Origin of the sequence: Nannocystis bainbridge, from assembly GCF_028368995.1 — a bacterium.
GTDB lineage: Bacteria > Myxococcota_A > Polyangia > Nannocystales > Nannocystaceae > Nannocystis > Nannocystis bainbridge.
This window is the reverse complement of the sequence record NZ_JAQNDL010000001.1, coordinates 84,209-104,702: the sequence shown is the minus strand read 5'-3', so window position 1 is coordinate 104,702 and position 20,494 is coordinate 84,209. Positions and strand designations below refer to the sequence as shown.

Below are 20,494 nucleotides of genomic sequence, written 5' to 3'. Positions count from 1 at the left end.
TTCGTGCCATGGCTGTCCCCAAGAAGAAGAAGTCCCAGTCCCGCCGCGACATGCGGCGCGCCCACCACGACAAGCGCTCGGCGCCGACTCTCGTCGCCTGCCCGAACTGCCAAGAGCGCGTTCGAAGCCACCACGTGTGCCCGGCCTGCGGCCACTACAAGGGCCGTGAGGTGATCACGATCGCGCAAGAGTAAGTAAGAGGTGGCGGCGACGAGGAAGATCGCGCTCGACGCCTTCGGCGGTGATCACTGTCCCTTCGTCGAGGTCGAGGCCGCAGTCCTCGCCGCGCGCGCCGGGCAAGAGGTGATCCTCGTCGGCGACCGGGCGCGCCTCGTGCCGCAGCTCGCCCTCCTGGGGATCTCTCGCTACGACGGGGAGGACGGGATCACCGTCCACCACGCGTCGGAGACGATCACCATGGAGGACACCCCCTCCAAGGCGGTGCGCTCGAAGCCCGACGCGTCGATGGTCGTGTGCTTCGACCTGGTCCGGCGCGGTCAGGCGGCCGCGGTCGTCTCGGCCGGCAACTCGGGGGCGATGCTCGCCTCCGGGCTGTTCCGGTTCGGCCGGCTCAAGGGCATCGACCGCCCGGCGATCGTCTCGAGCTTCCCGCGGCCGAAGGGCGGCCCGTGCGTGCTCATCGACATGGGCGCGAACGTCGACTGCAAGCCGATCAACCTCGTGCAGTTCGCGGTGATGGGGGCGATCTTCTCCAGCACCGCGCACGGCAAGCGGCCGCGCGTCGGCGTGCTGTCGAACGGCAGCGAGGAGGGCAAGGGCACCGACCTCACGCGCGCGGCCCATCGCCTGCTGGCGGCCCACCCGAGCCCGGCGTTTTCGTTCCACGGCTACGTCGAGGGCAAGGACTTCTTTAAGGACACCGTCGACGTGATCGTCACCGACGGGTTCACGGGCAACGTCGCGCTCAAGGTCATGGAGGGCACCGCGGGCGGGATCGTCGGGTTCCTGCGCGCGGCGGTGATGCAGACCGCGCGCACGAAGCTCGGCGGGCTGATCCTGCGCCCGGCCTTCCGCGCCCTCGGCGAGCAGCTCGACCCCGACTCCTACGGCGGCGCGCCCCTGCTCGGCGTCGACGGGGTGGCGATCATCTGTCACGGCGGCGCCGGCCCGAAGGCGCTGGCGACCGGCATCCGGATCGCCGGCGACTACGCGGCGCGCGACCTCACGCCGGCGCTGCGGACCGCGATCGGCGATCACCGCGAGCTGTTCGCCGCGGCCAAGCGCGAGGAGTCACCTGCATGAACGAACATGTCTCTTCGGACAGCGCTGGGGTCGCCCGGCCGCTGGCGTTTATGTTCCCCGGCCAGGGCAGCCAGGAGCCCGGCATGGGCAAGGCGCTGGCCGAGGCGTTCCCGGCCGCGCGGCGCGTGTTCGCCGAGGCCGATGACGCGCTCGGGGAGCCGCTGTCGCGGCTGTGCTTCGAGGGCCCGGCCGAGGCGCTGGCGCAGACCGCCAACACCCAGCCGGCGATCCTCACCTGCAGCATCGCCGCCTGGACGGTGGTCACGAGCGAGCTCGGGCTGCAGCCGGCGGCGCTGCTCGGGCACAGCCTCGGCGAGTTCTCGGCGCTGGTCGCCGCGGGCGCGCTGGCGTTCGTCGACGCGGTCAAGCTGGTGCGGCTGCGCGGCCTGGCGATGCAAGAGGCCGTGCCCGCGGGCGTCGGCGCGATGGCGGCGGTGATCGGCGCCGACCCGGCCGCGCTCGAGCAGTGGTGCGAAGAAGCGAGCGAGGGCGGCGAGATCGTCAGCCCCGCCAACGAGAACGGCGGCGGGCAGATCGTCGTCGCCGGTCACGCGGCGGCCGTCGAGCGGGTGGTCGCGCGCGCCAAGGAGAACCGCGCGCGAGCGATGAAGCTCAACGTGTCGGCGCCCTTCCACTGCGCGCTGATGCGGCCCGCGGCCGAGCGCGTGGCCGCGGCGCTGGTCGACATCGACATCGCCGCGCCGCGTGCGCCCGTGATCGCGAACGTCGACGCCGAGCCCTATCCTTCGACGGGCGATCCGCAGGCCGTCCGCGATCGACTCGTTCGTCAGATCACCGGCCGCGTCCGGTGGGAGGCGAGCGTGCGAACGATGATGCGCATGGATATCTCTCGCGGGCTCGAGCTCGGCCACGGCAAGGTGCTGAGCAACTTGATTAAACGCATCGACAAGGGCTTCTCGGTCATCGGCCTCGGTTCCCCGGCGGACCTCGATGTGCTAAAGCTCGGCACCTAGTGTCGGGCCTCGAAGCCAATCCTCAAGCCAGGGCGCTGCCGCCGTCGCTCGCGCTCACCGGGCGCGTCGCGCTGGTCACCGGCGCCTCGCGTGGCATCGGTCGGGCGATCGCCCGGGTGCTGGCGCAGCGTGGCGCGACGGTGGCGGTCAACTACGCGGCCCGCGAGGACGCGGCCCGCGAGCTGTGCGACGAGATCGTCGCCGAGGGCGGCGCGGCCAGGCCGTTCGGCTTCGACGTCGCCGACGCCGCCGCGGTCGACGCGGGCGTGCAGCGCATCGTCGCGGAGCTCGGCGGCCTGCACATCCTCGTCAACAACGCCGGGATCTCGATCGACGCCCTGCTGATGCGCGCCGCCCCGGCCGACTTCCAGCGCGTCCTCGACGTGAACCTCAAGGGCGCGTTCCACTGCGCCAAGGCGGCCGCCCGCCACCTGCTCAAGGCCAAGGCCGACGGGCGCATCATCAACATCAGCAGCGTCATCGGCGAGCAGGGCAACGCCGGGCAGGCGATGTACGCCGCCGCCAAGGCCGGCCTGCTCGGGCTGACCCGCTCGCTCGCCCGCGAGTTCGCCGGCCGCGGCGTGACCGTCAACGCCGTCACGCCGGGCTTCTTCGAGACCGACATGACCGCCGCGAGCGTCCACGGCGACGCCCGCGAGGCGCTGCTCAAGCAGATCCCGCTCGCCCGGATCGGCCGCCCCGAAGAGGTCGCCGAGGCCGTGGCTTACCTGGCCGCGCCGGCCGCCGCCTACGTCACGGGGCAAGTCCTCGCGATCAACGGCGGCCTGCGTATGTGAGCCCGACGAGTTCGTTCGCTTGTTTGTGACCCCGACTGGAGAGGGAACCACCATGACGACATCCGACATCGAGAAGCAGGTCATCGAAATCGTCCGTGAGCAGCTCGACGTGAAGCCCGAGGACTGCACGCTGGACAAGATCTTCACCGACGACCTCGGCGCCGACTCGCTGGCGATCGTCGAGCTCGTGCTCGCCTTCGAGGAGCACTTCGAGATCAAGATCCCCGACGAAGAGGTCGAGAACATCAAGACCGTCGGTGACGCCGTGAACTACATCCGCGCGCGTCGCAAGGCCTGAGAGGTCGCTGTGACGGGGCGCAGGGTCGCGGTCACGGGAGTGGGGCTCATCAGCCCGCTGGGCGTCGGCAACGACGACAACTGGCGGAGCTTGTGCGCAGGGAAGTCGGGGATCGGGCCGATCACGCGGTTCGACGCGAGCGCGATGACGACGCGCATCGCCGGCGAAGTGCGTGACTTCGACGCGACGCGCTGGGTCCCGAAGAAGGAGGTCCGACAGATGGACCTCTTCATCCAGTATGCGGTCGCGGCGGCGGCGATGGCGGTCGAGGACGCGAAGCTGGGGCCGCCCGACGACCCCGAGCGCTTCGGCGTCTACGTCGGCGCCGGCCTCGGCGGCCTGCCTGTCCTCGAGGCCACCCACGACTCGCTGCGCGAGAAGGGCCCGCGCCACGGCATCAGCCCGTACTTCGTGCCGGCGATCATCGTCAACCTGGCGCCGGGGCAGATCTCGATCCGCCACAATTATCGCGGGCCGAACATGAGCCATGTGTCGGCCTGCTCGACCGGCGCGCACAGCATCGGCGAGGCGTTCCACCTGATCGCCCGCGGCGGCGCCGACGTGATGATCGCGGGCGGCACCGAGGCGACGGTCTCGCCGCTGTGCATCGGCGGGTTCGCTTCGATGCGGGCGCTGTCGACCCGCAACGACGAGCCGACGAAGGCGTCGCGCCCGTTCACCAAGAGCCGCGACGGCTTCGTCCTCAGCGAGGGCTGCGGGCTCGTGGTGCTCGAAGCATGGGAGCGCGCCAAGGCCCGCGGGGCCCGCATCTACGCCGAGATCGTCGGCTACGCGGCGACCTCCGACGCGCATCACATCACCGCGCCGTCGCCCGACGGCGAGGGCGCGCAGCGGTGCATGCGGCTGGCGCTGCGCGACGCGGGGCTGCCCCCCGAGTCGGTCGGCTACATCAACGCGCACGGCACCTCGACCAGCGCCGACGCGACCGAGACCAGCGCGATCAAGGCGGTGTTCGGCGCGCACGCGCGCAAGCTGGCGGTGTCGTCGACGAAGTCGATGCACGGCCACCTGCTCGGGGCCACCGGCGGGCTCGAGGCGGCGATCTGCGCCCTGGCGCTGCACCACGAGGTGCTGCCGCCGACCATCAACCTCGACGATCCCGACCCCGAGTGCGACCTCGACTACGTGCCGCACGAGGCGCGCAAGGTCGCGGTCGACGTGGTCCTCTCCAACAGCTTCGGCTTCGGCGGCACCAACGCGTGCCTCGCGTTGAAGCGCGTCGGGTAGACGAGCCATGCGCGTACACCTCGGCAGCGACCACGCGGCGATCGAGCTCCGGCGCGAGCTCGCGGCCGCGGTGGTCGCGTTCGGCCATGAGGTCGGGAGCGAGTCGGGGCCGGCGACGGCGAGCGAGTCGGTCGACTACCCCGACGTCGCGGCGACCGTCAGCACCTGCGTCAAGGCCGACCCGGGCTCGGTCGGCCTCCTGGTCTGTGGGACAGGTCAGGGCATGGCCATGGCCGCCAACAAGCAGATCGGCATCCGCGCCGCGGTCGTGATGGATCCGTTCAGCGCGGCGATGGCCCGCGAACACAACGACGCCAACGTGCTCTGTCTGGGCGCGCGGGTGGTCGGCGTCGAGCTGGCGAAGGTCCTGCTACGGACCTTCCTCGACGCGCGCTTCGCCGGGGGGCGTCACGCCCGGCGGGTCGAGAAGCTGGAGCCCGGGGGGTAGAGATTTGCTCTGCCCGGTCTGCCGCAGCGGGAGCATCAAGGTCCTCGACTCGAGGGAGAGTCGGGACGGCGGCGCGATCCGGCGGCGGCGAGCCTGCCTCGACTGCAACCACCGCTTCACCACGTACGAGCGGATCGAGACGACCCCGCCGATCGTGCTCAAGCGCGGCGGCGGCAAGCAGGCCTTCGATCGCAACAAGATCGCCGCCGGCCTCCAGCGGGTCTGTCACAAGCGGCCGGTCGACGACGAGCAGATCGAGGGGCTGATCGTGGCGGTCGAGCTGTGGGCCGCGACACGCGGGGAGCGAGAGATCCGTGCCGAAGAGATCGCCGATCGCGTGACGCGGTTGCTGCGCCCGCTCGACCTCGTCGCGTATGTCCGCTACCTCTCCAGCCACGGCGTCTATCACAACGTCGACGAGTTCGTGCACCTGCTGAACCAGATGGAGAAGGCCGCGCACACCAGCCCGGAGGGGCAGCGCACGCTGTTCGAGATCGACGCGCGCGGGCAGATCCAGCTCAGCGCGCCGAGCCGGCTGTTCGGCGAGGCCGAGGACGAACCTGACTCTGGGGACAGGTCGCCTGCGCCGGACAGCGAGGTCCCGTGATCTCGCCGGAGCCGGCCGACCTGCTCGGCGGCGCCGACGGGGTCGCCGACGCCGGGCCGGCCGCGATCGCGGCGGCGCTGACCAGCACGCCGGTCGCGGGCGAATCAGCCGAGGCGCGTGACGTGCGGTGGATGGGCGTGGCCGTGGCGTTGGCCCGCTCGGGCACCGGCGCGACCTATCCCAACCCGTGCGTCGGCGCGATCGTCGTGCAGGGCGATCGGGTGGTCGGCGCCGGTCGCAGCGCGCCCACCGGAGGCCCGCACGCCGAGGTCTCCGCGCTCGCGCAGGCCGGAGCGGCCGCGCGCGGCGCCACCGTCTACGTCACGCTCGAGCCCTGCTCGCACTTCGGTCGCACCCCGCCGTGCACCGGGGCGCTGATCGCCGCTGGCGTCGGCGAGGTCGTGGTGGGCGCGCTCGATCCGGCGGCCCACGCCAGCGGCCGCGGCATCGACCTGCTGCGCGCCGCCGGCGTCCGCGTGCGCGCCGGCGTGCTCGCCCATGCGTGCGCGTCGGCGCACGAGCACTACCTGCACCACGAAGCGACGCGGCTGCCGTTCGTGACCCTGAAGATCGCGTCGTCGCTCGACGGCCAGATCGCGGCTGGCTCGGGGGACAGCAAGTGGATCACCGGCGAGGCGGCGCGGCGGCTCGGGCACTGGTTGCGCGCCCGTCACCACGCGATCGCCGTCGGCGCCGACACGGTGCTCCGCGACGATCCCGCGCTGTCGGTGCGCATGGTCACCGGCGTCGATCCGCTGCCGGTGATCTTCGACAGCGGCCTGCGGGTGGCCGGGGCCGCGCAGCGACCGACGCTGCTGCGGCCGGGCACGGTGGTGCTGCACACCAGCCGCGCGCCGACGGCGGCGCAGCGATCGATCGACGACCTGGGCCTGCGGCGCATCGAGCTGACGGGAGACGCCGAGGGTCGCGTCGATGTCGCGGGGGCGTTGCAGGCGCTGGGCCAGCTGCCGCTGCGCTCGCTGCTCGTCGAGGGCGGCGGGCGGATGATCGCCAGCTTCGTCGCCGCGGGCGCGTGGCAGCGGTTCTACTGGTTCCATGCGCCGGTGATCCTCGGCGACGGCAAGCCCGCGGCGGCCGGGCTCAAGGTCGCCGCGGTCGCCGACGCCACGCGGCTCCGGCCGCTGCTGCGCACCGAGGTCGGGGTCGATGGCCTCACCATTCTCGGCCCGCCCGTGGAGCCCGCCACGGAGCCCGCGACACGCGAGAGTTGACGCCCGCGGCGGACCTCACGAGACGCGCGTGCTGATGCCTGCGGCGGGCGCCGCGGGCCGTCGCACCGGCCGGTGATCTGTGCCATAACCCCCGCATGTTCACCGGCCTCGTGCGCGGCGTCGGCACGGTCGAGCGCGTGATCCCCGGCGCGCAGCGACGCACCTTCGTGATCGCCTATCCGCTGTCCGAGAGCGATCGCAGCCTCGGCGCCAGCGTCGCGATCTCCGGCGTTTGCCTCACCGTCACCGCCGCCACCGCGCGCGACTTCACGGTCGAGGCGGCGTTCGAGACCCTCGCGGTGACGACCCTCGGCGACCTGCGGCCGGGCACCCGGGTGCACATCGAGCCGGCGCTGCGCCTCGGCGACGCGCTCGGCGGGCACCTCGTGTCGGGCCACGTCGATGGCCTCGCGCGCGTGCGCAGCCGGACCGTCCGCGGCGACGCTCTCGAGGTTTGGTTCGACGTCCCGGACGAACTGGCGCGCTACGTCGCCGTCAAGGGCAGCGCGTGCGTCGACGGCGTCAGCCTCACCGTCAACGCGGTCGACGCCCGCGGGTTCGCCGTCGGGCTGATCCCGCACACGCTCAAAGAGACCACCCTCGGCGAGCGGCAGGTCGGCGACGCGGTCAACCTCGAGGTCGACCTGCTGGCCCGCTACGTCGCCCGCCTGCTCGGCGCCGGCGGCGAGCCGGCCCGCGCGGCCGCGCCGGCGGTCACGCGCGAGGCGCTGGCCCGCGCCGGCTACCTCGGCGCCGACGACTACACTGACTCTGGGGACAGGTCCGATGCGACATGTCCCGACGTACCTGTCTCCAAAGACAACCAGTAGCACCATCATGAGTGAAACGACCAACTACGAGCACGTGGAGCGCTGCATCGAGGTCATCCGCCGCGGCGGGATGATCGTCCTCGTCGACGACAAGGACCGCGAGAACGAGGGCGACCTGGTGACCGCGGCCGAGCACTGCACGCCGGAGCAGGTCAACTTCATGTGCCGGTGGGGCCGCGGCCTCATTTGCCTGGCGCTGACGGCCGACCGCGTGCGTGAGCTGCGGTTGCCGATGATGGTGCCGACCGACCCGGGCCACATGGGCACGGCGTTCACGGTCTCGATCGAGGCCCGCAACGGGGTCACGACCGGCATCTCGGCGGCCGACCGCGCGCAGACGATCCGCGTCGCCAGCGACGAGAAGTACGGCCCGCAAGACGTCGTCAGCCCCGGCCACATCTTCCCGCTGCGGGCCCAGACCGGCGGCGTGCTGGTCCGCTCGGGCCACACCGAGGGCTCGGTCGATCTGGCGCGCTTGGCCGGCCTGCGCGCCGCCGGCGTGATCTGCGAGATCATGCGCGACGACGGCGAGATGGCCCGCATGGACGATCTCGAGACGTTCGCGCGCACGCACGACCTGCCGATCCTGACGATCGCCGATCTGATCGGCTATCGCCTGCAGCGCGAGACGCTGATCGAGGAGATCGCCCGTCAGCCGCTCGAGTCGCCGATCCTCGGCATCACCGCGCAGGACGGGTGGACGATGCACACGTTCCGCTCGACGGTCGAGCCGGCCAGCTTCTACGTCGCGCTGTGCAAGGGCGACCTGCACCAGCGCGAGGACGGCGACGACGCGGTGCTGCTGCGGGCCCAGCGGTCGCAGGTGCTCGAGGACGTGTTCGGGGTGACGGGCGACGGCGCGGCCAGCCGGATGCGCGCGAGCCTCAAGCAGATCGATCGCGCCGGCCGCGGGGTGTTCCTCTACGTGCTCGGCCACCGCTGGCCGTCCGACCCGCTGCTGACGGCGCGCACCGCCGAGCCGGCGCCGGCGCTCAAGCCCGCGGAGGCGGGCTTCCGCGAGTTCGGCCTCGGCGCGCAGGTGCTGCGCAGCCTCGGCATCCACCGCATCAAGGTGATCACCAACAACCCGCGCAAGATCGTCGGCCTGACCGGCTTCGGCATCCACACCGTCGGGGCCGAGCCGCTGCAGGAGGATCCGGTTGGCTGAGGCTGGCTCGACGGACATGTCCTCAGGGACACGTCCGCGCGGCCGTCGCGTGCTGCTGATCGTCAGCGGCGGGATCGCGGCCTACAAGACGCCGGAGCTGGTGCGGGCGTTCGTGGCGGCCGGCTGCGAGGTCCAGGTGGTGATGACGCCGGCGGCCGCGGCGTTCGTCAGCGAGCTGTCGCTGGCGACGGTGTCGACCCGGCCGGTGCGCAAGCGGCTGCTCGACCCGGAAGAAGAGGGCCACGTCGGTCACATCGAGCTCGCCGACTGGCCCGACCTCGTGGTCGTCGCGCCGGCGACCGCCGACCTGCTGGCGCGCGCGACCGCGGGCATGGCCGACGATCTCGCTGCGACGGTGCTGCTGGCCACGCGCGCGCCGGTGCTGTGGGCGCCGGCGATGAACACCAACATGTGGCGGCACCCGGCGACGCAGGCAAATCTGGCGACGCTGCGCACCCGCGGGGCCGAGTTCGTCGGGCCCGATCGCGGGCAGCTGGCGTGCGGGTGGATCGGCGAGGGCCGCATGATCGATCCGCCGCTGATCGTCGCCGCCGCGCTGGCCAGGTTGCGCCCGCCCGCGCGCGGGCCGTGGACGGGGAAGCGCGTGCTGGTCTCGGCCGGCCCGACGCGCACGTACATCGATCCGGTCCGCTTCGTCACCAACGCTTCGACCGGGGCGATGGGGTTCGCGCTGGCCGAGGCGGCCCGCAGCGCCGGCGCCGAGGTGACGCTGGTGGCAGGGCCGGTCGAGCTGGCGACGCCGCCGGGCGTGCGCCGCGTCGATGTCGAGACCGCGGAGCAGATGTTCGCGGCGCTGGAAGGCGAGCTGTCCCAGGGGCCCTATGACTGGGTGGCGATGGTGGCGGCGGTGCAGGACCTCGAGATCGACGGCGGGGCCGCGCGCAAGCTCGAGAAGGCCGAGCTGCTGGCGAGGTTGCCGACGTTCGGCTGGCGAGCCGCGCGCGACATCCTCGCCGCGCTCACGGCTCGCTTCGGCCGCGGCGCGCCAGCCGGGACCCCGCGCTCGCGCTTCCTCGGGTTCGCCGCGCAGACTGTCGAAGATGGCCCCGAGGACAGGTTGCAGCAGGAGCTGATCCGCCTCGGCGAGGCCAAGCTGCGGGCCAAGGGCGCCGACGCGATCTTCGTCAACCGTGTCGGTGCGCCAGGGGTCGGCTTCGCTTCGGCGACCAATGCGGGGCTGCTGCTGACTCGCGACGTCGACGCGATCGCCGTGAACGCCTCGGGCCCGCCGATCGCCAAGGCGGCGCTGGCTACGTGGTTGCTGGACGCGCTCGCGGCGGCGTGAAGCGGAGGATCTCGTGGAGGGCGATCGACACGACGCGAGGCGAAGACTGGCGGTCCAGTTCGCCGCGCACCTGCGCCACCTCCGGGAGTTCCGGGGCTTGGCGTACGTGTCGGCCGCGGCGTCTCCACGCCGCACGCCCGAGCCGGGTCCGCGCGCGGATCCTACCTGGCCGTCCGGACAGGTGACCGAGGATCGATCCGCGAGCGCGGGCGCACCGACATGGCCCGAAGGCCAGGCCGGATCCGCACCGCGCGGATCTCACGAGCCGTCGAGTCCGCCGCAGCGCGATGCAGGAGCCGCCAGCGCACCGAGCCGAGAGGGCTTCGCAAACCCCGGCCGCGCACCGACGCGAGAGAGCCCGCCGCTTGCGGCCGCGCCCGGTCGCGCGTCGCCATCGCCGGCGCGAGAGACCGGATCGCCCGGTCGCGCGCCGATGCGAGACGAGACGTTCCTCGTCGCAGGCCGCGAGTCGCACTCGTCGGACGACGAGCCGCCGCCGAACGACTGGGAGGACGAGGTGACACCGCCTCGATCGGCACCGCCGCCGGCGCAGCGGCCCGCGAGCCCTCCGCCCGCGGATCGATCGCGCGAGCCACAGCGGCCCGCGAGCCCTCCGCCCGCGGATCGATCGCGCGAGCCGCAGCGGCCCGCGAGCCCGCCGTTCGCGGATCGTTCGCGCGAACCGCAGCGGCCCGCGAGCCCACCGTTCGCGGATCGATCAGGCGAGCCGCAGCGGCCCGCGAGCGCGCCGTCTTCGCGTGCGCCTTCGGAGCCGCCGGCGCGACCGCGCAGCGCGAGTCTGCCGCTGGCGGATCCCTCAGGGCCGCCGCGCGCGGCCGAGAGCGAGGGTCCGCCGCGAGCGGCCGACGCGGGGCTGCGCGCGCAGGCTCAGGCGTGGACGCCGGCGCAGAAGCTCGAGTATCTGCGGACCCGCAACGTCGGTGACTGCACCCGCTGCAAGCTCGCCAAGACCCGCACGAACATCGTATTCGGGGTCGGCGACCCCAACGCCCGCGTGATGTTCGTCGGCGAGGCGCCCGGCGCGGACGAGGATCGGCGCGGCGAGCCGTTCGTCGGCGCGGCGGGCCGGCGGCTCACCCAGTGGATCGAGCGCCTCGGCATGAAGCGCGAGCAGGTCTACATCGCCAACGTGCTCAAGTGCCGGCCGCCTGGCAACCGCGAGCCGGCCGCTGAGGAGATCGAGCGGTGTTCGCCGTTCCTGCGCGCCCAGGTGCGGGCGATCCGCCCCGACGTCATCGTGGCGCTCGGCAGGTATGCGGGGATGTTGCTGCTCGGCGCCGATCAGGATCTGAAGTTGGCACAGATGCGCAACCGTCGTTTTACCTACGACGACGCCGGTGCGGGCCTGCAGATCCCACTTCACGTCACGTATCATCCATCGTACGTGATCCGCCGCGAGGGTGAACTCCCGCCGGGTCAACGAAACCCGGCCGACGACACGGTGATGTCGGACCTCGAGCGAGCGCTGCGCGTGCTGCGAAGTTGATCGCCTCATGCACATGCAATGCCCGGATGATCGACGGAATTTTACGTGCGAAGCGCTGTGAAGAAGTGCGTCGCGCGGCGCGGCGGAAATTTCCAGCGTCCAATTTTCGGCGCGCGCCTCCCTGTCAGCAGCTGATGCTGTTCGGCAGTACAGTTGACGTGTCGCGTCGCCACTTCTACAGTCACCGTTCTGTGGCGACGCGATGACGAAGGCTGAACTCATCGAAAAAATCGCACGCAATCGGGAGCTGCCGCCCGATATCACGAAGAAGTGCGTGCAACAGATCCTCGAGATCGCGTTCGGGGAGCTGTCCGCCTACTTCGTCAAGGCGAGGGTCACGCGGGCTCAGAGCCCGCGCTTCACGTTCCCGGGCTTCGGCACCTTCACCAAGAAGAAGCGCTCGGCTCGCAAGGGCGTCAACCCGCGGACGCTCGAGCCGATGACGATCGACGCGGCGTTCACGATCGACTTCCGCCCCGGCGTCGAGCTGCGCGCCAGCCTCAACACGCCGACCGGCAAGTCGGCGCCCGCGGCTCGCAAGCGGCGCGCCAGCCCGGCGCAGCTCGAGCTGCAGCCGCCGAGCGTCGATCCGACCGAGCTCGACGAGGTCGACGAGGACGAGCTGGCCGACGAGGTCGAGGAGACCGACGAGGCGCCGATCCTCCGCCGCCGCTTCACCGCGCGCGAGGACCTCGAGGTGGAGGACGCGGACGACGAGTTCGACGAGGTCTCGCTCTCGGTGCTGCGCCGCCAGGGGCCGGTCGACCCGCGGCTCGAGCTGCCGCCCGCGCCGATGCAGCGCGCCGACGTGCCCGGGCGCCGCGCCCACGTGCGCACCGGCTCGCGCTCCTGAGTCGGCCCTGTCCGAATGGACATGTAGAAAGGGCCATGGCCTCGCGGTCATGGCCCTTTGAGCCTGTCTGAACGGACATGAACGAAGGGCCATGACCTCACGGTCATGGCCCTCTTGTCACGGCCGGGAGCTCACTGCGGCGCGGCCAGCCGGGTGTCGCTCTTCGGCGGCTCGGTGGTCTTCGGCGCGGCGGTCAGGCTGACGGGGGCGGCCTTCGGCGCGGGCTTGCTGGCGCCGGCGATGGTGCCGGGGCCGGTCCGGGGCTTGCTGTCGCCGGCGCTGATGGTGCCGACGCCGGGCTTGGGCGCCGCGCCGTCGCGCGGGGTCACGAGCGAGGCGGAGCGCGGCTCGGTCGGCGTGGTGCCGGGAGCGGCGAGGCGGGCCGAGGTGGCGACGGTCGGCGTGCCGGCGCGCGACGGGGTCTCTTCAGCGACGGGGGTCTCTTCGGCGGCGGGCGTGGGGTCGGCCGCGGGGGCAGGCTCGGCGGCGGGGCTCGGAGCAGGTGTGCTCGACGAATCGACCGCGGCCTGGCGCGCCGGCTTGCCCTTGCCCTTGCCCTTCGGGTTCTCGTTCTGGGTGCCCTGCTTGCCGCGCGACGACGAATACGAGAAGGAGCAGGCGGGCAGGGTGAAGGCGAGGGTCATGAGGACCGGAAGCAGCTTGCGCATAAAACCTCGGCGTCCAGGACGCGCGACTTAGTGTCTTATTCAGGAGGGGGTCCGGCCAAGGGGTAGCGTCGCGCCGGGCGGCATCGCCCTCCAGCAGCGAGCTCACGAGGACGGAGATCGACGCGTTTCGGGGCCGATACCGCCCGAAAAACCGAGACGGCCCGATCCGCCGGCCTGGCCCGGTCTACGCGGCCTTCCACGGCAGGAGGGCCGATATCACCCGTCGTTGTTGAGGCTGCGAGGCGGCTTTACAGACCGAGGGGGGTCTCCGTTAGCGTGGAGTGCAGGGGGCGCCGCCGCGGCGCCGGGAGGGTGGGAAGCAGCGATGACACGCCAGAAGATCGACGACCAGCGCAAGCAGCAGATCCGGGCTGCGGCGACGCGGTGCTTCGTGCGCCGCGGCTACTCCTCGACGCGGCTCCTGGACATCGCCCGCGACGCCGGCCTCAGCAAAGGCGGCGTGTACTTTCATTACAAGGCCAAGGAGTCGCTGTTCCACGACATCCTCGACGCGCAGCTGCTGGCCTTGCAAGAGCGCTGGGCGGCGGACGTGCCGCCGGATCTGCCGGCGGACCGGGCGCTCGCGCAGGTGGCCGCGAACCATCTGCGCCTGTTCGTGGACCACGGCGACGAGGCCAAGCTGTGCAACCTGCTGGTGACGATGTCGGGCCAGATCCAGGAGTACCGCGAGAAGCTCGAGCGGACCTTCGCCGAGATGCGGAGCTGCTACGCCGAGATCGTCCGCCGCGGCGGCGAGCAGGGCGTGCTGAGCGGCGATCCGCAGGTGGTCGCCCGCGGCATCATCGCCGTGATCTACGGGCTCGCGGCCCAGGCCTCGGTCGACCCGCAGGGACGGATCCCGCTGACGGTCGAGCAGGCCGTCGAGCAGGTCATGCGACTCGCGGGCGCGAAGGCCTGAAGTCGTCGTCGTCGTCGTCGCCGTCGTCGACGGGTCGCGTGAAGCGGGCGCCGCCGAGGCCGATCCAGCCCTCGTCGGCGCCGACCGGGCGACCCGCCGCGTAGGCGACGAGGTCGGCGCCGTAGCCGACCGGGAACAGCCGGGCCGCGGTGAGCAGCGCCGCGGTGCCGCTCGGCGGATCGAGGCCGGGCACGTCCTTGCAGCAGCGGCCGAGCTGCTCGGGCCGGCCGTCGGCGAGCGCGGCGAGCACGGCCCGGTCGCGGGCCATCAGCGCCGCGACGCGATCCTTCGTCAGCGCCGGGCGGCCGAACGCCGGGCCCTCATGCCCCAGCTCGGCGGTCACCCACCACAGCACGCGCCTGTCCTCGAGGACATGTTCCATGGTGGCCAGGAACGCCTCGACCGGCCCGCCCTCGTCGAGCTCGACCGCGCCCGGGCCGCACAGCACCGGCAGCACCGGAGGACATGTCCCATCGTACAGGTGCTGAAGGACAGCCGCCGCGAGCTCGAGGCTCATCGCCTCGCGGTGACGGATCTCCTCGCGGCGGATCCACGGCAGGCGGCGGTCGAGCGCCCGCACCAGCGCCGGGTCCGACGGCAGCTCGCCGCGCGGCGTGGCGTAGCGCTTGTCGGTGACGACGAACGGCTGCAGACCGGGGTGGTAGTCGGTGCCGAGGATGACGACGAGGTCGATGTCGCGGGCGCGCGGGAGCCCGCGCAGGACCTCGTCGGCGAGGCTGGCGGCGGCGCGCACGGCCGCGTCGGCGGGTGCGTCGGGGCTGGGCAGCGGCTGGTGCGGCAGGAGCACCCCGAGCGCGGCGTCGGTGTCGGTGAACCTGGCTGAAGGGTCAGGTAGGGTCGCGGCCAGCAGCTCGGCGAGCGCGGCCGGATCGTCGGGGTAGAGCAGACCGGCCCAGCGCGGGCGCCTCGTCGGGTTGGTCAGGAACTCGCGATGGATGGCCTCCCAGCGGGCGCGGAAGGCGGCGTCGTCGAGGTAGCCGGCGACCTCGAGGTCGCGCACCAGCGCCTCGAGCTCGGCGAGCTCGATCTCGAGGATCCCGCGCATCGCCAGCGACTGGCGGATCTGCGGCACGGTGCGCTGACCGTCGAGCGCGTCGAGCACGACCGACGCTTCTTGCGGGAACGCGACCTGATCGCTGAGGCCGGTCGGATCGCGCAGGACGAGCAGCGCCTCGTCGCCGCGCTGGAGGTTGAGGCGCTCGACCTTGCGGAGCTTGGGCTTGTCGCGGCCGGTGGACATCGTCAGCCGCCCGCGCAGGGATCGTCGAGGTCGGGGAACAGGCCGCGAACGGCCCGCTGGGCGCTGGTGGCCAGCTCCTGGCGCTTGCCGGCGGCGCACAGGGCCTGGCGCACGTCGTCGCTGGCGGGGCCCTCCAGCCGCTGCAGCGCGCGCACGAGGCGGAGCGCGACCCCGAGGTCGTCGGAGCTGCGCAGCACCGCGGCGACGACGTCGGCGCCGGCGGAGCCGTGGCGGTCGACGAGCTGACGCGCGGCCTCGGCCCGGCGGTCGACGTTCTGTTCGGCGTCGACGACCACGGCCTGCAGCGCGGCGAAGGCGTCGGGCCCGCCGCAGCGACCGAGCGCGACCAGGACCTCGCGCGCGACCGCGGCGTCGGGCTCGAAGGTGTCGCCGCGGGTGACGGTGCCGTCGCGCAGGCGGCGGAGGATCGCCGTCGAGCACGGCGCCTCGACGCGGGCGAGCGCGGCGGCGCGGACCTCGGGCCAGGCGTGGCGCTGGCCGACTTCGAGCCAGGCGCCGCTGGGCGGCAGCGCGGCGACGGCGAAGGCGGTGGTGGCGAGGCGCGGGGCCGCGGCGCTCATGAGCTGCAGGCGGTCGACGACGGCGGCGGCGCGGGTGGCATCGAGGCCGGCGAGGGCGAGGCTGCCGAGGATCTCGCTGCGCAGGGCGGTCCGCTGGTCGGCCGGCAGGTGCTGCTCGGCGAGGCGCGCGAGCACGGTCTGGGTGGCGGGGTCGCTGCGGCGAGCGACGAGCACGCGGATGGCGGCGACGCGGGTGGCAAACTCGCCGGCTGTGTCCTCGGCGAGGGCGGCGGCGCGGGTGGTGAAGGCGGTGTCGCCGGCGCCGCCGAGCGCGGCGCGCAGCAGCACGAGGCCGGGCAGGCGCGCGGGCTCGCGAGCGGCGAGCGCGGCGTCGACGACCTGGATCAGCTGCGCGCGCTCGGCCGGCGAGGAGTGGGCGCGGCGGACGATCGCCTGGCGCAGCGCGGCGCGCAGGCTCGGCGCGCCGAGGCCGACCAGCGCGACCAACTCGGGCAGCTTGTCGGCCGGGGTGACGGCGACGAGGTCGGCGAGCAAGAGGCCGCGCAGCTCCTCGCTGAAGGTCTTCTCGGCCACCAGCCCCGTCAGCGCCGGCGCGGCCGCGGGGCCCTGCGCGCGCAAGATCTCGCGCCACGGCTCGGCCGCCGGCAGCTCGACGCCTTGCTCCTGCGACTGCTTGACCGCGGCCGCGACCTCGCGGCGCATCGCGTCGGCGAACAGCGGGATGTCCTCGGGCCGGGCGATGCCGCCGAGCAGCGCGAGCAGGCGGCGCTGCTCCGGCATCGTCGGCGCCGGCGTGGCGGCCAGGCGCGCGGTGACCCGCGGCGCGGCGACATCGGCGTGCTGCTCGAGGCGCGCGCGCGCCTGCAGGTAGTCCTTGCCGCGGCCGGTCAGCACCACCTCGATGTCGGCGGCGGCCTGCTCGGGGCCGTAGGTCGGCGGGGCCAGGGTCGGCTCGGGCGCCGGTGCGGGCGCCGGGGTCTTCGGTTTGCCGCCGCGGGCCGGCGCGAGGGCGATCAGGGCTGGCCGTTCGGACATGTCCGAACGCACCTGGCCGATCGGACCTGCGCTGGAGGACATGCTCGAACCGCCAGGTGCCACGCCGGCGAGCGCGAGCCAGGCGAGGAGCGGGACGGCGGACAGGGGGGTCGCCACGGGGGACAAGACTGCCACGCCTCGGCGCTCAGCGCAGCACGATCGTCTCGATCTGCCGGCGCGAGAGGACGTAGGACAGGAGCAGCGCGCGCTTGTCCGTGGCTTGAGTCACGTCGAGCAGGCGCAGGAATTCGGCGCTGTCGGAGTCGGCCTCGGCCTGGTTGGCGATCATCCGCTGGACCACGTCGACCAGCGCGCCGGCCTTGAGCGGCGTGTCGGTCGGCATGCGGAGGAAGAAGCCGAAGTACTCGTGGGCGACGCCGGCCATCTGCAGGCCCTCGGGGCGCGGGAGGAGCAGCTGGAGCAGGCCGCGGCGGCCCTTCGACATGTTGCCGAAGCCGAGCTCCTGGACCGCGGCCTCGGTGGCGACGGCGAAGAAGCCGGCGTCGACCGGCGTGCCGACGACGAGGCGGTCGACCTCGCGGGGCAGCGTGCGCTTGCCGCGGGCGAAGTTGGCGGCGATCTCCGTCATCACCGCCGGCGGCGCGACCACCAGCTCGCCGGTGTCGAGCACGCGCAGCAGCACCTCGCCGCCCTGGTAGCGCAGCGGGGTGAGCGCCCAGATGCCGTCGCCACGGACGACCAGTCGCCCGGCGGCGGTCGCGGCGGCCAGCTTGGCGGCGAGGTCGGGGATCTCGAGGATCGCGGCGGAGCGGCGGAAATCGCCGTGCGCGAGGGCGAACGCGCCGCGGGTCCAGGCCGCCACGGTGTCGTCGCCGAGGGCCCGCGCGACCTGGCAAGTGGCGTCGGCGAACACCGGCTCGTGGCGGCGCGGTCGGCCCTCCGCCTCGGCCTGGGCGCGCCGCTTCTTGTAAGCCTCGCTGCGCTTCTTCTCCTCGGCGACGACGTCCGACATGGCCTTTTGGACAGGCACACCTGTCTCTCTGGACTTGCGCTGGGCCTTGCGGAGGATCCGCAGGTCGTCGAGCTGGCCGCGCACGTGCGGGTCGCAGGTCATGACGAACTCGGCGATCTCGTCGAGCTGCTTGGCCAGCGGCGAGGCCACGAGGCGCCCGATGTGGGCGTGGAACAGGACGTCGAAGTCCTTGGGCAGGAAGCGGGCGGTGTAGGGCAGGTGGCCGCGGCGGCTGTCGGTCTTGCCGGCGTCCCAGAAGCGGCGCAGCGCGGCCTTGAGGTCCTCGGGGCGGTCCTCCTTCTCGTACAGCTTGACCAGGCGCAGCAGGCCGTCGGTGACGAGCTCGCGGCGATCGGTGCGCTCCTCGAGCAGCGCCTCGAAGTGCTCGATCGCGCAGTCGCGGCGCTCGATCTCCTCCATGCAGTGCACCCCGCGGCGGTGCAGGATCTCGGCGCTCGACTCGCCGCCGCGGGCGGGCGCGGGCGCCAGGGCGAGCAGGGCCAGGGAGGCGGCGGCGACGAGCGTGTGGCGGGGCACTGCCGCGAGCATGGACCGTCGCCGCGGCCCGGGCCACTTGTGCGCGGCGGCGCGGGTGTGCCAAAACCCGCGCGTCTTCATGGGTCCTGAAGCCTACGACTACGTGCTGCCGCCGGAGCAGATCGCCCAGACGCCCCCGGCCCGGCGCGGCGACGCCCGCTTGCTGGTGCAGCGCGACGCGGGGCCGCCGGTCCACGCCCACGCGCGTGAGCTGCCGCGCTTCCTCGATCCGCGGGCGCTCGTGGTCGTCAACGACTCGCGGGTGGTGCCCGCGCGGCTGCGGGTGATGCATGGCAGCCGCGAGCTGGAGCTGCTGGTGTGCGACCCGCGGCCGGGGCTCGGGCCGGGCCAGACGTTCTGCGCGTGGGTCCGCGGGGCCCGGCGGCTACGGCCCGGCGACGTCGTGCAGTGCGGCGAGTGGGTCGCCCGCTACGTCGAGCCCGACGTCGTCGACCCGCGGGCGCGGGTGTTCGCGGTCGAGACCGGCGAGTGGATGGGCGCGCTGCAGAGCCGCGGCGAGGTGCCGCTGCCGCCGTACATCCGCCGGCCCGAGGGGCCGACGAGCGACGATGCCAGCCGCTATCAGACGATCTACGCCGCGCAGCCGGGCTCGGTCGCGGCGCCGACGGCCGGCCTGCACTGGGAGCCCGAGGTGCTGGAGCAGCTCGACGTCGTGCGCGTGACGCTGCACGTCGGGCCGGGCACGTTCTTGCCGCTCGAGGCCGAGGACGTGCGCGAGCACCGGGTCGGCGCCGAGCGGGTCGAGGTCGACGCGGCGGCGGCGAGCCGGATCGCCGCGGCCAAGGCCGAGGGCCGCCCGGTCGTCGCCGTCGGGACCACGGCCACGCGCGCGCTCGAGGCGGTGGCCCGCGCCGGCGGCGGGACGGTGGCGCCGTTCTCCGGGGCGACCGATCTGGTGATCGCGCCGGGCTTCGAGTTCAAGGTGGTCGACGCGATCGTCACCAACTTCCACCTGCCGCGCAGCTCGCTGTTGATGCTGGTGTGCTGCCTCGGCGGCCGCGAGCGGGTGCTGGCGGCCTACGCCGAGGCGGTCGCCGCCGGCTACCGCTTCTACTCGTACGGCGACTGCATGCTGCTGACGCGCGCGGGCGCGTAGTCGCTGCGCCGTCGAGCGGCAGATGCCCGATCGGGCATGTCCCTCTGGGCATGCTCTGAAGCGCATGTGTGATAGGACATGTCCATGCGGGCATGTCATTCGGGCATGTTCATCCGGGCTCGAAGGTCGCCGACCAGAACTCGGTGCCGACGGCGCAGCGGTCCTCGATCCGGAGCGCGGCGCGGTGCATGCCGCCGCGAACGATGAGGCCGAAGTCGAGCGCCAGCCACACGCCGCTCGCCGCGGTGCCGCAGGGCAGGTCGGCGGGCAGGTTGCCGATGCCTCCGCCGCCCTCGATCTCGTCGGTCACCTCGGTCGTCTGCATCCCGCACGCGAGCGCGCAGCCGGGGTGCTGGTAGGGGACGAGGACGGCGACGCGGCTGCCGATCACGATGGCTTCGGGTTCGGCGAAGGCGCCGTCGACGAGCCACCGCGGCTCGCCCAGAGTGGGGACGCCGCGGCACGGTTCGGGGTCGCACCATTCAGCGGACGGGTCGGGTTTCCACCACTCGAGGCCATCGAGCCCGCTCGCCTGGCTGGGCCGCAGCTCGACCGGGAAGATCCGCAGCTCCGCCTCCGGCGCTCCGGTGGTCCCGGAGCTGGCGTCGGTGGTGCTCGCTGGCTCCGTGGTGATGCCCGTCGTCGGCGCGGGACCCGAGGTGCTCGTGGTGGATTCGGAGGTCGGTGCGGGACCCGAAGTGCTCGTGGCGCCGTCGCCGTCCGAGGTCGAGGTGGGCTCGCCGTCGGTCTCCGACGGCAGCTTCGGGGCGCAGGCGAACAGGAAGGGCGAGCAGAGGACGAGTCGGCGCAGCATCGATCGAGGATAACGAACCGGGCGAGACGGAGCCGTGCGGCGATCGGACGTCGCATGCTGCGGGCGGGCGAGCCCGAGAATTCGCGTCGCCGCGCGA

21 protein-coding genes are annotated in these 20,494 nt (G+C 73.0%); 16 read left to right on the top strand and 5 right to left on the bottom strand.

The genetic code is table 11. The features are described from left to right. Positions 1-8 precede the first annotated feature (8 nt). The 14 genes from rpmF (at position 9) to POL25_RS00360 (ending at position 12,531) form a co-directional block, all read left to right on the top strand. Positions 9-194: a 50S ribosomal protein L32 gene (rpmF, locus tag POL25_RS00425; protein ID WP_096325866.1), complete on the top strand. Its 186-nt coding sequence runs from the start codon at positions 9-11 to the stop codon at positions 192-194. A gap of 7 nt (positions 195-201) precedes the next feature. Further along, positions 202-1,263 carry a phosphate acyltransferase PlsX gene (gene plsX, locus POL25_RS00420; RefSeq protein ID WP_272083628.1) on the top strand — a complete coding sequence of 354 codons (1,062 nt, stop codon included), beginning with the start codon at positions 202-204 and terminating at the stop codon, positions 1,261-1,263. Next, entirely contained in the window at positions 1,260-2,237 is a 978-nt protein-coding gene (gene fabD, locus POL25_RS00415; RefSeq protein WP_272083626.1) for an ACP S-malonyltransferase, read from the top strand. The genes plsX and fabD overlap by 4 nt, the downstream gene beginning before the upstream one ends. After that, positions 2,237-3,034 carry a 3-oxoacyl-ACP reductase family protein gene (locus tag POL25_RS00410; protein ID WP_272083624.1) on the top strand — a complete coding sequence of 266 codons (798 nt, stop codon included), beginning with the start codon at positions 2,237-2,239 and terminating at the stop codon, positions 3,032-3,034. The genes fabD and POL25_RS00410 overlap by 1 nt, the downstream gene beginning before the upstream one ends. Before the next feature lie 52 nt (positions 3,035-3,086). After that, the gene (acpP, locus tag POL25_RS00405; protein WP_269040050.1) at positions 3,087-3,332 is read left to right on the top strand and encodes an acyl carrier protein; all 246 of its coding nucleotides are present in this window, start codon (positions 3,087-3,089) and stop codon (positions 3,330-3,332) included. Positions 3,333-3,341: 9 nt separating this feature from the next. Further along, positions 3,342-4,580 (top strand): beta-ketoacyl-ACP synthase II, encoded by a 1,239-nt coding sequence (gene fabF / locus POL25_RS00400; protein ID WP_272083621.1) that lies wholly within the window; start codon positions 3,342-3,344, stop codon positions 4,578-4,580. Between the two features lie 7 nt (positions 4,581-4,587). Next, on the top strand, positions 4,588-5,028 hold the full coding sequence (gene rpiB / locus POL25_RS00395) for a ribose 5-phosphate isomerase B (RefSeq protein WP_272083619.1): 441 nt from the start codon (positions 4,588-4,590) through the stop codon (positions 5,026-5,028). 4 nt (positions 5,029-5,032) lie between these two features. Beyond that, the gene (nrdR, locus tag POL25_RS00390; protein ID WP_272083617.1) at positions 5,033-5,635 is read left to right on the top strand and encodes a transcriptional regulator NrdR; all 603 of its coding nucleotides are present in this window, start codon (positions 5,033-5,035) and stop codon (positions 5,633-5,635) included. Beyond that, positions 5,632-6,867 carry a bifunctional diaminohydroxyphosphoribosylaminopyrimidine deaminase/5-amino-6-(5-phosphoribosylamino)uracil reductase RibD gene (gene ribD / locus POL25_RS00385; protein WP_272083616.1) on the top strand — a complete coding sequence of 412 codons (1,236 nt, stop codon included), beginning with the start codon at positions 5,632-5,634 and terminating at the stop codon, positions 6,865-6,867. The genes nrdR and ribD overlap by 4 nt, the downstream gene beginning before the upstream one ends. 95 nt (positions 6,868-6,962) lie before the next feature. Continuing rightward, complete coding sequence (locus POL25_RS00380) at positions 6,963-7,697, top strand: riboflavin synthase (protein WP_272083614.1); 735 nt, start codon at positions 6,963-6,965, stop codon at positions 7,695-7,697. Between the two features lie 7 nt (positions 7,698-7,704). Continuing rightward, positions 7,705-8,865, top strand: a complete 1,161-nt coding sequence (gene ribB, locus POL25_RS00375; protein WP_272083612.1) for a 3,4-dihydroxy-2-butanone-4-phosphate synthase — start codon at positions 7,705-7,707, stop codon at positions 8,863-8,865. Between the two features lie 16 nt (positions 8,866-8,881). Continuing rightward, complete coding sequence (gene coaBC / locus POL25_RS00370) at positions 8,882-10,171, top strand: bifunctional phosphopantothenoylcysteine decarboxylase/phosphopantothenate--cysteine ligase CoaBC (RefSeq protein ID WP_272083610.1); 1,290 nt, start codon at positions 8,882-8,884, stop codon at positions 10,169-10,171. 433 nt (positions 10,172-10,604) lie between these two features. Then, positions 10,605-11,678, top strand: a complete 1,074-nt coding sequence (locus POL25_RS00365) for a uracil-DNA glycosylase (RefSeq protein ID WP_272083608.1) — start codon at positions 10,605-10,607, stop codon at positions 11,676-11,678. 202 nt (positions 11,679-11,880) lie between these two features. Then, positions 11,881-12,531 (top strand): HU family DNA-binding protein, encoded by a 651-nt coding sequence (locus tag POL25_RS00360; protein ID WP_272083607.1) that lies wholly within the window; start codon positions 11,881-11,883, stop codon positions 12,529-12,531. Between the two features lie 131 nt (positions 12,532-12,662). Here POL25_RS00360 and POL25_RS00355 read toward each other — a convergent pair whose 3' ends face one another. Then, positions 12,663-13,199: a hypothetical protein gene (locus POL25_RS00355; RefSeq protein ID WP_272083605.1), complete on the bottom strand. Its 537-nt coding sequence runs from the start codon at positions 13,197-13,199 to the stop codon at positions 12,663-12,665. Between the two features lie 325 nt (positions 13,200-13,524). Between POL25_RS00355 and POL25_RS00350 the strand changes: the two genes are divergently transcribed. Further along, a complete protein-coding gene (locus POL25_RS00350; RefSeq protein WP_272083603.1) occupies positions 13,525-14,118 on the top strand; it encodes a TetR/AcrR family transcriptional regulator in 594 nt (197 codons plus the stop codon). Here the strand turns inward: POL25_RS00350 and amrB are convergent. From amrB to POL25_RS00335, 3 genes are read right to left on the bottom strand one after another with little or no spacing between them, the layout of a single operon-like run. Next, on the bottom strand, positions 14,090-15,379 hold the full coding sequence (gene amrB, locus POL25_RS00345) for an AmmeMemoRadiSam system protein B (RefSeq protein WP_272083601.1): 1,290 nt from the start codon (positions 15,377-15,379) through the stop codon (positions 14,090-14,092). The two genes, POL25_RS00350 and amrB, sit on opposite strands and share 29 nt — an antisense overlap. Before the next feature lie 2 nt (positions 15,380-15,381). Continuing rightward, positions 15,382-17,073, bottom strand: a complete 1,692-nt coding sequence (locus POL25_RS00340; protein WP_272083599.1) for a hypothetical protein — start codon at positions 17,071-17,073, stop codon at positions 15,382-15,384. A 28-nt stretch (positions 17,074-17,101) separates the two neighbouring features. After that, positions 17,102-18,466, bottom strand: a complete 1,365-nt coding sequence (locus POL25_RS00335; RefSeq protein ID WP_272083597.1) for a hypothetical protein — start codon at positions 18,464-18,466, stop codon at positions 17,102-17,104. 79 nt (positions 18,467-18,545) lie between these two features. On the opposite strand from POL25_RS00335, the gene queA reads away from it, so the two are divergent. Next, complete coding sequence (gene queA / locus POL25_RS00330; RefSeq protein WP_373372077.1) at positions 18,546-19,583, top strand: tRNA preQ1(34) S-adenosylmethionine ribosyltransferase-isomerase QueA; 1,038 nt, start codon at positions 18,546-18,548, stop codon at positions 19,581-19,583. A gap of 109 nt (positions 19,584-19,692) precedes the next feature. Here the strand turns inward: queA and POL25_RS00325 are convergent, their stop codons facing one another. Continuing rightward, a complete protein-coding gene (locus POL25_RS00325) occupies positions 19,693-20,397 on the bottom strand; it encodes a hypothetical protein (protein ID WP_272083593.1) in 705 nt (234 codons plus the stop codon). Between the last annotated feature and the right edge of the window lie 97 nt (positions 20,398-20,494).

Excerpts from the sequence above, each read along its gene's own strand:
- fabD (WP_272083626.1), top strand. The coding sequence starts at position 1,260 with ATGAACGAACATGTCTCTTCGGACAGCGCTGGGGTCGCCCGGCCGCTG.
- rpiB (WP_272083619.1), top strand. The coding sequence starts at position 4,588 with ATGCGCGTACACCTCGGCAGCGACCACGCGGCGATCGAGCTCCGGCGC.
- POL25_RS00355 (WP_272083605.1), bottom strand. The coding sequence starts at position 13,199 with ATGCGCAAGCTGCTTCCGGTCCTCATGACCCTCGCCTTCACCCTGCCC.
- coaBC (WP_272083610.1), top strand. The coding sequence starts at position 8,882 with ATGTCCTCAGGGACACGTCCGCGCGGCCGTCGCGTGCTGCTGATCGTC.
- acpP (WP_269040050.1), top strand. The coding sequence starts at position 3,087 with ATGACGACATCCGACATCGAGAAGCAGGTCATCGAAATCGTCCGTGAG.
- queA (WP_373372077.1), top strand. The coding sequence starts at position 18,546 with ATGGGTCCTGAAGCCTACGACTACGTGCTGCCGCCGGAGCAGATCGCC.
- POL25_RS00325 (WP_272083593.1), bottom strand. The coding sequence starts at position 20,397 with ATGCTGCGCCGACTCGTCCTCTGCTCGCCCTTCCTGTTCGCCTGCGCC.
- rpmF (WP_096325866.1), top strand. The coding sequence starts at position 9 with ATGGCTGTCCCCAAGAAGAAGAAGTCCCAGTCCCGCCGCGACATGCGG.
- ribB (WP_272083612.1), top strand. The coding sequence starts at position 7,705 with ATGAGTGAAACGACCAACTACGAGCACGTGGAGCGCTGCATCGAGGTC.
- POL25_RS00365 (WP_272083608.1), top strand. The coding sequence starts at position 10,605 with ATGCGAGACGAGACGTTCCTCGTCGCAGGCCGCGAGTCGCACTCGTCG.
- POL25_RS00380 (WP_272083614.1), top strand. The coding sequence starts at position 6,963 with ATGTTCACCGGCCTCGTGCGCGGCGTCGGCACGGTCGAGCGCGTGATC.
- POL25_RS00350 (WP_272083603.1), top strand. The coding sequence starts at position 13,525 with ATGACACGCCAGAAGATCGACGACCAGCGCAAGCAGCAGATCCGGGCT.
- amrB (WP_272083601.1), bottom strand. The coding sequence starts at position 15,379 with ATGTCCACCGGCCGCGACAAGCCCAAGCTCCGCAAGGTCGAGCGCCTC.
- POL25_RS00360 (WP_272083607.1), top strand. The coding sequence starts at position 11,881 with ATGACGAAGGCTGAACTCATCGAAAAAATCGCACGCAATCGGGAGCTG.